This window comes from Streptomyces sp. NPDC005494 (assembly GCF_042872025.1).
GTDB lineage: Bacteria > Actinomycetota > Actinomycetes > Streptomycetales > Streptomycetaceae > Streptomyces.
This window is the reverse complement of sequence record NZ_JBIAJR010000010.1, coordinates 1-11,148: the sequence shown is the minus strand read 5'-3', so window position 1 is coordinate 11,148 and position 11,148 is coordinate 1. Positions and strand designations below refer to the sequence as shown.

General features: G+C 70.5%; 12 protein-coding genes. 3 read left to right on the top strand and 9 right to left on the bottom strand.

Translation table 11 applies throughout. The features are described from left to right. Positions 1-125 precede the first annotated feature (125 nt). Complete coding sequence (locus tag ACFYQ6_RS26370; RefSeq protein WP_361586481.1) at positions 126-401, bottom strand: glutaredoxin family protein; 276 nt, start codon at positions 399-401, stop codon at positions 126-128. A gap of 145 nt (positions 402-546) precedes the next feature. On the opposite strand from ACFYQ6_RS26370, the gene ACFYQ6_RS26365 reads away from it, so the two are divergent. The 3 genes from ACFYQ6_RS26365 to ACFYQ6_RS26355 all read left to right on the top strand — a co-directional run bounded on the left by ACFYQ6_RS26365 (position 547) and on the right by ACFYQ6_RS26355 (position 4,093). Next, positions 547-1,488, top strand: coding sequence for an HAD-IB family hydrolase (locus ACFYQ6_RS26365; protein WP_356746247.1), 942 nt, complete (start codon positions 547-549; stop codon positions 1,486-1,488). A gap of 416 nt (positions 1,489-1,904) precedes the next feature. Then, on the top strand, positions 1,905-2,690 hold the full coding sequence (locus tag ACFYQ6_RS26360) for an ECF subfamily RNA polymerase sigma factor, BldN family (protein ID WP_361586484.1): 786 nt from the start codon (positions 1,905-1,907) through the stop codon (positions 2,688-2,690). 209 nt (positions 2,691-2,899) lie between these two features. Next, positions 2,900-4,093 carry a DUF5667 domain-containing protein gene (locus ACFYQ6_RS26355; RefSeq protein ID WP_361586486.1) on the top strand — a complete coding sequence of 398 codons (1,194 nt, stop codon included), beginning with the start codon at positions 2,900-2,902 and terminating at the stop codon, positions 4,091-4,093. A gap of 74 nt (positions 4,094-4,167) precedes the next feature. On the opposite strand, the gene ACFYQ6_RS26350 is transcribed toward ACFYQ6_RS26355, so the two are convergent. The 8 genes from ACFYQ6_RS26350 to ACFYQ6_RS26315 form a co-directional block, all read right to left on the bottom strand. Then, positions 4,168-5,235, bottom strand: coding sequence for a lysophospholipid acyltransferase family protein (locus ACFYQ6_RS26350; protein ID WP_361586489.1), 1,068 nt, complete (start codon positions 5,233-5,235; stop codon positions 4,168-4,170). A 16-nt stretch (positions 5,236-5,251) separates the two neighbouring features. Then, positions 5,252-6,322, bottom strand: a complete 1,071-nt coding sequence (locus tag ACFYQ6_RS26345; RefSeq protein ID WP_361586502.1) for an NAD-dependent epimerase/dehydratase family protein — start codon at positions 6,320-6,322, stop codon at positions 5,252-5,254. Positions 6,323-6,558: 236 nt separating this feature from the next. Beyond that, positions 6,559-6,657 (bottom strand): 30S ribosomal protein bS22, encoded by a 99-nt coding sequence (locus ACFYQ6_RS26340; RefSeq protein ID WP_003948845.1) that lies wholly within the window; start codon positions 6,655-6,657, stop codon positions 6,559-6,561. A gap of 110 nt (positions 6,658-6,767) precedes the next feature. After that, the gene (locus ACFYQ6_RS26335) at positions 6,768-6,980 is read right to left on the bottom strand and encodes a helix-turn-helix domain-containing protein (RefSeq protein ID WP_014046653.1); all 213 of its coding nucleotides are present in this window, start codon (positions 6,978-6,980) and stop codon (positions 6,768-6,770) included. A gap of 128 nt (positions 6,981-7,108) precedes the next feature. Continuing rightward, the gene (locus ACFYQ6_RS26330) at positions 7,109-7,924 is read right to left on the bottom strand and encodes a phosphatase (protein WP_388765211.1); all 816 of its coding nucleotides are present in this window, start codon (positions 7,922-7,924) and stop codon (positions 7,109-7,111) included. Between the two features lie 75 nt (positions 7,925-7,999). Continuing rightward, on the bottom strand, positions 8,000-9,172 hold the full coding sequence (locus ACFYQ6_RS26325) for an acetoin utilization protein AcuC (protein WP_361586493.1): 1,173 nt from the start codon (positions 9,170-9,172) through the stop codon (positions 8,000-8,002). After that, positions 9,141-10,343, bottom strand: a complete 1,203-nt coding sequence (locus ACFYQ6_RS26320) for an MFS transporter (RefSeq protein ID WP_361586496.1) — start codon at positions 10,341-10,343, stop codon at positions 9,141-9,143. The genes ACFYQ6_RS26325 and ACFYQ6_RS26320 overlap by 32 nt, the downstream gene beginning before the upstream one ends. Positions 10,344-10,385: 42 nt before the next feature. Then, positions 10,386-11,033, bottom strand: a complete 648-nt coding sequence (locus tag ACFYQ6_RS26315; protein WP_361586499.1) for an HAD family hydrolase — start codon at positions 11,031-11,033, stop codon at positions 10,386-10,388. Positions 11,034-11,148: the final 115 nt, after the last annotated feature.

The window sequence follows — 11,148 nt, the reverse complement described above, 5'->3', positions numbered from 1 at the left end:
CAGGGACGACATCAGCCCGTTGCAGGCCCGAAGGGGGCAAGACGGTACACACTCCTCATGTCCATGCCCCCGAGACCACTCAAAACGCCCATGATGGTATCCGTCTTTTCACCCACCGAGCCCCCTCACGTTCCCAGCGCCGTGCGCAGCCGCGCCGGGTCGACCTTCCAGAAGGTGTGCTGTTCGCCGTCGATCAGAACCACCGGGATCTGCTCCCAGTACTCCTTGTACAGCTCCTCGTCCCGCGTGATGTCCCGCTCCACCCAGGCCGCGCCGGTCTCCTCGCAGACCGCGCTCACCACCTGCCGCGCGTCGTCGCAGAGGTGACACCCGGGCTTTCCCACGAGGGTCACCACCCGGTCCGCGGGCTTCTTCTTCGTTCGGCGCAGCAGAGGACTCATACCCTCATTCTGCGCCTCGGCCGCCCCTCCGCAGAGCCCCCGGGAGGACGCCGCTTCACCCGATTAACACCCCGGCCCCGGAGAGTTCACACCGCCGCATCCCGCCGGGTCGGGAACTGCAGAACAGAATGGCTATGCTCACGACATGGCCGCTCTTGGATGGCTCACACCCCGCAGGCGCCCCGCCACGGCACGCAGCGTGCTCGCAGGCGAGGCCGCAGCCGAGGCAGCGCGGAAGTCGGCACTCGCCGCCGGGCCCGAGGATGTTCCCGCCGCCCTCGAGGAGGAGCGGGAACCCGCCTTCCCGGTGGCCGGGGACGAGCGGGCGGCCGCCTTCTTCGACCTCGACAACACCGTCATGCAGGGCGCCGCGATCTTCCACTTCGGCCGGGGCCTGTACAAGCGGAAGTTCTTCCAGCGCCGCGAACTCACCCGGTTCGCCTGGCAGCAGGCCTGGTTCAGGCTGGCCGGCGTCGAGGACCCCGAACACATGCAGGACGCCCGCGACAGCGCCCTGTCCATCGTCAAGGGCCACCGCGTCTCCGAGCTGATGTCCATCGGCGAGGAGATCTACGACGAGTACATGGCCGACCGCATCTGGCCCGGCACCCGCGCCCTCGCCCAGGCGCATCTCGACGCGGGACAGAAGGTCTGGCTGGTCACCGCGGCCCCGGTGGAGACCGCCACGATCATCGCGCGCCGCCTGGGACTCACCGGCGCCCTGGGCACGGTCGCCGAATCCGTCGACGGCGTCTACACCGGCCGGCTGGTCGGCGAGCCCCTGCACGGGCCCGCGAAGGCCGAGGCGGTCCGCGCGCTCGCGTCGGCCGAGGGCCTCGACCTGGAGCGCTGCGCCGCGTACAGCGACTCGCACAACGACATCCCGATGCTGTCCCTGGTCGGCCACCCGTACGCGATCAACCCGGACACCAAGCTGCGCAAGTACGCCCGCGCACGGGACTGGCGGCTGCGCGACTACCGCACCGGCCGCAAGGCGGCGAAGGTCGGCATCCCGGCCGCCGCGGGCGTCGGCGCCCTGGCCGGTGGCACCGCCGCCGCCGTGGCGCTCCACCGCCGCCGCCGCTGAATCCACCCCACCTCCCGCGCGCCCTCCCGCGCTTCCTGGCGCCCCCGCACCCGTCGGCCAAGGCCCCGGGGGGCGAGGAGCCGCGCGGCGCGCCCGGAGTCGTACGGCCAATCGGGAGCCGTTGGCGAGTGCGCACCCCCATCGCTCCGGCCAGTCGCGTTGCGTGCGGCCGACCACAACCCGTCGTCGCCGCAGGCAGATCCCGAAGCGATTCGATCAATAACCGGTCACGATGTGTCGCCCGAACCGTCACTTAGAGGTTACGGAAGCGACGTAATCGATGATTTGAGCAACTGGGTGTAGCCCGGCCTGTACGAAGCGTTATTCTCCTCAGACGCACAAGGAGCCCGCCACTCGCTACCACGAGTGATGGTTTTCGAACTGCACGTGATGGAAGCTCTGCCTCTGGGAGTCCCGTGTACCCACACGTCGGGGTTGACACCTCGGGCCTGGCTACGCTGCGCGCAACGGTCCTCGACCACTTGCGCGGCTTCGTCCCCACCGCGTACGCCGTCCCCCAATTCGCCACCCCTGTACCTGCCGGCCCTTGCTATGCGCTGGCCGAACGCAGCGCGGCCGTCGGAAGACGCAGCGCCCGCGGTGCCGCGACCGCCGCGTCGTCGGCTCCCGTCCGCCGGCCCACGGCCGACAGCGACAGCGCGCGCATGATGGATCTCGTCGAGCGCGCGCAGGCCGGTGAGGCCGAGGCCTTCGGCCGCCTGTACGACCAGTACAGCGACACCGTGTACCGGTACATCTACTACCGCGTGGGAGGCAAGGCGACAGCGGAGGACCTCACCAGCGAGACGTTCCTGCGCGCACTCCGCCGCATCTCCACCTTCACCTGGCAGGGCCGCGACTTCGGTGCCTGGCTGGTCACGATCGCTCGGAATCTGGTCGCCGACCACTTCAAATCCAGTCGGTTCCGACTGGAAGTGACCACCGGCGAAATGCTCGACGCCAACGAGGTCGCGCGGAGCCCGGAGGACTCCGTCCTGGAGTCCCTCTCCAACGCCGCTCTGCTGCAAGCCGTACGCCGCCTCAACCCGCAACAGCAGGAGTGCGTCACCCTCCGGTTCCTCCAGGGCCTCTCGGTCGCCGAGACCGCCCGCGTCATGGGGAAGAACGAGGGCGCGATCAAAACCTTGCAGTACCGAGCCGTGCGGACACTCGCACGACTTCTGCCCGACGACGCCCGCTGACGTCACCATCCGTGACGTGTTCGTGACACACCGATCGGATCATCTTTCGTCCGTAACCCAACTGCCGCGCCACTCGTTGTGCCGGATGCAGGCCCCCTGTCGCCACACCTGACCGTTTCCACTCGCTCGATCGTGTGGAAACGTCTCCGGTGGGCAACCTTCCGAACCCTCAGGGGAGTCGACCGTCATGACGAGAGGAGGTGCCGCCAGTGATCGCAAACGTTTCGGCACACCGGCGGGCGAACGCCTTCGCCCAGGCCCTGGAGGAGCAGTCCCCCCAGGGTGCGGCGGCCGTACAGCCCGAGGAACCGGCCCAACCGGCCGACCACGGAGAGCTGTTGGCCCTGGCGAACGGCCTCGGTGCGCTACCCGAGCCGGAATTCGATCCCGAGGTCAAAGTGGTGCAGCGAGCTCAGCTCCTCGCGGCCATGGAGACCATGTTCGCCGAAGGCGGTGCGTCCACGGGCCCTACGGTGCCCGAACAGCGGAGCAGGGGAGCGCACCGCGCCTCCCCGATCCGGAGGCTGCGCCCACGCTCCCGCTGGGCGAAGGGCCTCACCGCGGGCGGGCTCACGGTCGGTGTGGCCGCGGGAGCATTCGGCGGTGTGGCCGCCGCCAGTTCCGACGCCCTGCCGGGTGACTCCCTCTACCCGCTCAAGCGCGGCATGGAGGACATCAGCCTCACCATGGCCGACGGCGACGCCGCCCGGGGCGAGGCCTACCTCGACCACGCGTCGACCCGCCTCGGCGAGGCCCGTCGGCTGATGGAGCGCGCCCGCTCGGGCGAGCTCGACCACGAGTCGATCGGCGAGGTCAGGCGCACGCTGAACGGCATGACGCACGACGCCACCGAGGGCCACCGCCTGCTCCACAGCGCCTACCAGCGCGACGGCTCCCTCGGCCCCATCCAGACACTGGACTCCTTCTCGCGCTCCCACCGCGCGACCTGGAGCAGCCTCCGCGACCGGCTGCCCGTCCAGCTCGCCGACGTCGGCGAGAAGGTCAGCTCCGTCTTCGACGCCATGGACCAGGAAGTCGCCCCCCTGAAGTCCCTGCTGCCCCGCACGCCGGGCACCGGGCGGGACACACCCACGTCCCGCTCCCCGCAGGACGAAGACGGCTTCTCGGCCCCCGGCCGCACCACGCCGTCGGCCTCCACGGCCCCCGAGGGCAGCGCGTCCACCAGCTCCGCGCCCAAGCCCTCCGCCTCCGGCAGCAGTTCCCCCGACGGCCTGCTCGGCGGTTCGGACGGTCTGCTGGACGACATCCCGACGGACGGCACCACCCCGTCGTCCCCGAGTGGCACGTCGGGCTCGTCCCCGGCACCCGACGTCACCCTGCCGCCGCTGCTCCCGGGCCTGCTGCCCGGCCTGGGCATCGAGGGCGAGGACATCGAGGAGTAAGTACGCGCGTACGCGAGGGGCGGCCCGGTGCGGGGCCGCCCCTCACCCGTGCCGCCGCGTCCTCGCCCACGCCGTCAGAAGAAGACCGACCGGCGCTGCACCAGCAGCTTGTAGAGCGTGTGCTGGATCTGCTCCCGCACCTGGTCCGTCAGGTTGAACATGAGCATCGGGTCCTCGGCCGCCTCCGGCGGATAACCGTCCGTGGGGATCGGCTCCCCGAACTGGATGGTCCACTTCGTCGGCAGCGGCAGCACACCCAGCGGCCCGAGCCAGGGGAACGTCGGCGTGACCGGGAAGTACGGCACCCCCAGGATCCGCGCCAGCGTCCTGGAGTTGCCGATCATCGGGTAGATCTCCTCGGCGCCCACGATCGAGCACGGCACGATCGGCACCCCCGCCCGCAACGCCGTCGACACGAAGCCGCCCCGCCCGAAGCGCTGCAGCTTGTACCTCTCGCCGAACGGCTTCCCGAGGCCCTTGAAGCCCTCCGGCATCACTCCCACGACCTCACCGGCCAGCAGCAGGCGCTCCGCGTCCTCGGCGCACGCCAGCGTGTGACCGGCCTTCCTGGCCAGCTCGTTGACCACCGGGAGCATGAACACCAGATCGGCCGCGAGCAGCCGCAGATGCCGGTCCGCCGGGTGGTTGTCGTGCACCGCGACCTGGAGCATCAGCCCGTCCAGCGGAAGCGTCCCGGAGTGGTTGGCCACGACGAGGGCCCCGCCGTCGGACGGGATGTTCTCGATGCCCTTCACCTCGACCCGGAAGTACTTGTCGGCGAGCGGCCTCAGCACCGACATGAGGACCTGGTCGGTCAGCTCCTCGTCGTAGCCGAACTCGTCGACCTCGTAGTCGCCCGTGAGCCGCCGCCGCAGGAACGCGAGCCCGCCCGCGACGCGCCGGTCCCAGCTGCTCCTCGCGGCCTCCTGGCCCTCCTGGCCCTCCTGGCCGCCCTGGAGCCCGGGTGAGGGGTCCTCGGCCGTCCCGTCCGGCACCTGACCGCCCGGCAGGGCGCTCACGGGCGCCGGGCCGGCTCCCGAGGGCGTCTGGACCCGGCCGGCGCCGGGCAGCACACCTCTGCGCCGCCCCGCGCCTGCGCGCGAACGGTCGTCGTCGAAGGGAATGACCTTGGCGTCCGCCATCGTCGGTCGCGCTCCTCTACCTGGCGCCGTGCGTCGAATGTGTCGTACCGGTCCGCTCCACGCCGAGCGGCAGCTCGGCCAGTCTGCCGACCGCCCTGCTCACCCGCTCGGGAGGCAGCAGCCCCGGACCCCGGCTCCGCGCGAACTCCGCGAACGTCTGGGCGGTGGTGAACTTCGGCCGGAACCCCAGGGTCTCGCGCATCTGCACCGTCGAGACCACCCGGCCGTGGGTGAGCAGCCGGATCTGCTCCGGCGAGAAGTCGGTCATGCCGATCGTGCGGAGCGCCGAACCCACCCAGGTGACGGCCGGCAGCAGCACCGGCACGGTCGGCCGCCCCAGCCTCCGCGCACATTGGGAGAGCAGCAGCACCCCGTCGCCGGCGATGTTGAACGTGCCGCTGTTCAGCGTGCCACGCCGGGGCTCGCGGGCGGCGATCTCCAGTACGTCGACGACGTCGTCCTCGTGGACGAACTGCAGCCGGGGGTCGTAGCCCAGGACCGTCGGCAGGACCGGCAGCGCCAGGTAGTCGGCCAGCGGCGAGTCCGGTGACGGGCCCAGGATGTTGGCGAACCTCAGCACGCACACGGCCACGTCCGGCCTGCGGCGCGCGAATCCGCGTACGTACCCCTCGACCTCGACCGCGTCCTTGGCGAAACCGCCGCTGGGCAGGGCCTTCGGCGTCGTCGTCTCGGTGAAGACCGCGGGGTCACGAGGGGCCGAGCCGTACACGTTCGTGCTGGACTTGACCACGAGCCGCTGCACCGTCGGGGACTTCTGGCAGGCACCGAGCAGCTGCATCGTGCCGATGACGTTGGTCTCCTTGACCGTCGTCCGGCCGCCCGCGCCGCTCGGCTTCGCCGAGACGTCCAGATGGACGACCGTGTCCACGGAGTGCTCGGCGAGGACCCTGGTGATCGCCGACTGCCGGATGTCCGCCAGGACGAATTCGGCGTCACCCAGCTGATGACCGGGCGCCACCGCGTCCACGGCGATCACCCGTTCCACCGCGGGATCGCGCTGGACACGCCGCACGAAGCGGCCTCCGAGCTGCCGGGCCGCGCCTGTGACGAGCACGATCTTCCCCAAGATCAGCGCCTTCCGTCGATCGATCACCGAACGGGGTCTTCCCCTGCCGTCACGGTAGTCGGTGGATGTTGCCCTGTGATGACCCCAGGCGGGCTTTACCGAACCGATGGCGGGAATACCACCGAACGCACACCTCATGACCTCTTGGCACGGGCCCGGAGAACCGGCCCCGGAAACGCACCGAGGCCCTCCCACCGGAACGGCGGGAAGGCCTCGGACTCACGAACTGCGTTCGCTTACTTCTTGTTGCGACGCTGAACGCGCGTGCGCTTGAGCAGCTTGCGGTGCTTCTTCTTGGCCATCCGCTTGCGCCGCTTCTTGATAACAGAGCCCACGACTACCCTCGCTCACTTCTTCTTCACTGGTGCGGGGCGTCTGGGCCCACACGACCTACGTCGGCCTAGCCTACCCGCCACCGCGTGAGGGACGTAATCCGAGGGCAACCTCAGGCTGACTCCACCCCCACGAAGGACTCTCGGAGATACTCGTGAACCGCTTGCTCCGGGACCCGGAAGGACCTTCCCACCCTGATCGCCGGCAGATGACCGCTGTGTACCAGGCGGTACACCGTCATCTTCGACACCCTCATGACCGAGGCGACTTCCGCCACGGTCAGAAACTTGACCTCGTTGAGAGGCCTCTCGCTGCCAGCAGCCATGACCCACCTGTACCTTCCGCACGAGACGCGCACCGGCTTCCCCTCCGGTGACTCTTCGTCGCTGTGCGCTCACTCCCCAGATTAGGGGCGGGTGGTGCGAGTGGGGAAGAGGTGAGCCGATCGGGCGCCTACTGTGACAGACGCGCCCGATTGAGTACATACCGAGCAAGAGGGCGGTAGTGGTCGGACCGCACGGCGTCATCAAGCGGAACGGCCACGGACACCCGTCCCTCCGCCTCCCCCACGAACAGCGCGGGGTCATCCGTGTCCGCCAGCCCGATGGCCTCGATGCCCAGCTGACCTGCCCCGCAGACCCAGCCGTGGTCCCCCACCACGAGCTCCGGCAGCACTCCGCCGCTCTCCACGACACCCTCCAGCACGGCCCGAACCGGCAGCGGCGAATGGGTGTGTGCGCCGGTGGCACCACCGGGGACCCGCACGCCCGGTTCGCGCACCAGCGCGACGCCCTGTACGTAGTCGAGGTTGTACGTGCGTACGCCGAACCGGGTCGTTATGTCGACACATCGCCCCTGCGCAGGGGTGAGCACCGCGCACCCGGCCGCCGACAAAGCGTCTGCCAGCCCGGCGTAGAACCCCAGCAGCCTGTGCGGGTGCCCGGTCCCCAACAGCACAGGAGCGCGCCTCTCCGCAGCCCACGCGAGGCGCCGGGCGAACGCGTCGAGCGCCGCCAGCGTCCGCTCGGGATCGATCACGTCCGGGCCTGACACATGCTCAGGATCGGCCGAGACCCCGCACTTGTCGGCCATCAACCGCAGCAGGTCACGCTCCCCCCACGCCCGTTCCGGATCGAGTCCGAGCAGGACCCGGGGGTCTCTCGCCGCGAAGAGCCGATAACTCCGCAGACTGGTCTCGCGGGGCGTGGCCACGGGCCCGGCCAGACGGGCCGCCAGCAGATGAGCGCGCAGCGCTCCGGTGCTCAACACCCTCCCGATGCTCCCGTACCGGGGACTTCCCCGGGCGGGAAACCGGCGAGGGCACCACCGTTGGCGTAAACCAACTCAGGTGAGCAGTCCCCGCAGCGGGAACGCGGACCGCCTCGTCGCCAGCACGGCCTGGTCCAGCCGGTCGGCCGGGTCGTAGCCGTCCTCCCACGGCTTCCACGACGGTGTACGGCCGTCCGTCATCCGCGCCGGCCCCAACTGCCGCGTACGGGCGTAGACCTCGTCCCGCCACGACGACGGGATCACCGACTCCGGGTCCACGGGGGCGTGCGCGGCGATCCCGACGAGATGGGTCCAGGACCTCGGCACGACGTCCACCACCGCGTAGCCGCCCCCACCGAGCGCCACCCAGCGCCCCTCCTCCGTACAGGAGTGGGCCAGCTCGTGACAGGCCGTCATCACCGCGCGCTGCGCGTCCAGCGACACCGCGAGATGGGCCAGCGGATCCTCGAAGTGCGTGTCGGCACCGTGCTGGGTCACGAGCACCTGCGGCCGGAAGTCCGCCAGGAGCTCGGGCACCACCGCGTGGAACGCCCGCAGCCAGCCCGCGTCCCCCGTCCCCGCGGGCAGCGCCACGTTCACCGCACCGCCCTCGCCCGCACCGGCACCGGTCTCCTCGGGCCAGCCGGTCTGCGGGAACAAGGTGCGCGGGTGCTCGTGCAGCGACACCGTCAGCACCCGGGGATCCTCCCAGAACGCCGCCTGGACCCCGTCCCCGTGGTGGACGTCCACGTCGACGTACGCCACCCGCTCCGCGCCCAGCTCCAGCAGCCGGGCGATGGCGAGCGCCGGGTCGTTGTACACACAGAAGCCCGAGGCGGCTCCGGGCATCGCGTGGTGCAGCCCACCGGTGAAGTTCACGGCGTGCGCACTCTCCCCGCGCCACACCGCCTCCGCGGCCCCCACCGAGAGTCCCGCGATGAGCGCGGACGCCTCGTGCATCCCGGCGAAGGCGGGGTCGTCGACGGTCCCGAGCCCGTACGCCTGATCGGCGTAGCCGGGGTCGGCGGACGCGGCCCGCACGGCGGCCACGTAGTCCTCGCGGTGCACCAGCCTCAGCGTGGAGTCCCCGGCGGGCTTCGCCGACCGGACGTCCACCTCGCCGTCCAGCCCGAACGCCCGCACCAGCCCCATCGTCAGGGCGAGTCTCACCGGGTCCATGGGATGGCTGGACCCGAAGTCGTATCCCGTTACTGCCTCATCCCACATCAGCCGCGCGCGCCCGCTCATGCCCGACACCGTATCGGGCGGGCTCCGCACCGAACGACCGGGCATACACGAGCGTCGCGAGGACCAGCACCATGGGCACGAGCATGGCTCCGCGGTAACTCCACGCGTCCCCGAGCGCCCCCACGAGCGGGGACCCCACCAGGAAGCCCACGTAGTTGAAGACGTTCAGCCGGGCCACCGCCGCGTCGCTCGCCCTGGGGAACATCCGGCCCGCGGCCGCGAAGGTCTGCGGCACGATCACACAGAGCCCCAGCCCCAGCAGCGTGAAACCGAGCATCCCCCACCAGGCCCCCGGCGCGACCGCCACCACCGCGAACCCCACGGCCGCCAGCACACTCCCGCCCCGCACCACGGCCACCGCCCCGAACCGCCGCACCCCGAGGTCACCGACGGCCCGCCCGAGCAGCGTGGTCACCATGTAGACGTTGTACGGGACGGTCGCCAGCTGCTCGGACCCGCCCAGCACGTCCTGCAGATACTTCGCGCTCCAGTTGGAGACCGTCGAGTCCCCTATGTACGCGAACGCCATCACCAGGCAGAGCGGCAGCAGCATCCTGAACGGCACGGACGCGCCCTGGCCCGGCTCGGCCACCGGACTCCCGCCGACGGCCTTCCCCTCCGCGTACCAACGGCTCCCGACCAGCGCCGCGGGCAGCAGGACGACCACCGCCGGCAGATAGGACACCAGCAGCGAAAGGTCCCAGTGCGCCCCGGCCCAGGCCATCGACGCCCCGGCGATCCCACCCAGGCTGTACGCGGCGTGGAAGCCCAGCATGATGCTGCGCCCGTACGCGCGCTGCAGGCTGACGCCCATCATGTTCATCGAGGCGTCCAGTGCGCCTACCGCCAGGCCGAAGGCACCGAGCGCGACAGCCACCTGCCACACCTCGCTGCCGGCCCCCACCGCGAGCAGGGCCAGCATCACGACGGGCTGCGCCCACCGGAGCACGACACCGGGCCGTACCCGCGTGACCACCTTCTCGGTGGCCACACTGGCGACTCCTGCCAGGACGGGCACCGCGGCCAGGAAGACGGGCAGCAGCCCGTCGGATATCCCGTACCGGTCCTGGATGGCCGGGATGCGCGTCACGAGCAGAGCGAAGGTCACCCCCTGCACCAGGAAGCTGAGGGCGAGAGAAGCTCTGCCGTACCGCAGCCGCGCATCCGTCATGGCCGCGAGCGTAGAGCCCGGATCTACCGCTGGGTAGATCGGTCAGGCGAGAAGTTTGGGGAGCTGCGACATGTCGGAGAAGTGCGCGGTGACCCCGACGAGCCGGTCCGCCGGCATCATCGAGGTGAAGCCGTACACGTCCATCCCGGCGGCCCGGGCCGCTTCGACGCCGAGCGGGCTGTCCTCGATCACGACACACCGCTCGGGGGCGACGCCCATCCGTTCGGCGGCGTGGAGGAACAGGTCCGGGGCCGGCTTCCCTCTCCCCACGTCCTCCGAGCTGAAGATCCACTCCTCCTCGAACCACTGGTCGAGGCCGGCGTTGCGGTGTCCGGCCGCGATCTTCTGGTGGCTTCCGGACGAGGCGACGCAGTACGCCACCCCGTCGGCGACCAGCTCACCGAGCAGTTCCTCGACCCCGTCCACGACGGCCAGCTGCTCCTGCTGGAACGCTCCGAGGGTCCGCCTGTGCAGCTCCTCGTCGAAGTCCGCGGGCAGCTTCTGGCCTGTCCGCTCCTCCACCAGGTCGTGGACCCGGTGGATGGCTGCCCCCATGTAGTCGCGGAGCGACTCGTCGTACGAGGTGGGGTGACCGAGCTCCGTGAGGTAGCCGGCCAGGATGGTGTTGGAGATCGGCTCACTGTCGACGAGCACGCCGTCGTTGTCGAAGATGACCAGTTCGTAGCGCATGGTTCGACACTAGACGCTCAGAACGCAGAAAAGCCCCGTGCCACAAGGGCACGGGGCTTTCCCGGAATAATTGTTCGGCGGCGTCCTACTCTCCCACAGGGTCCCCCCTGCAGTA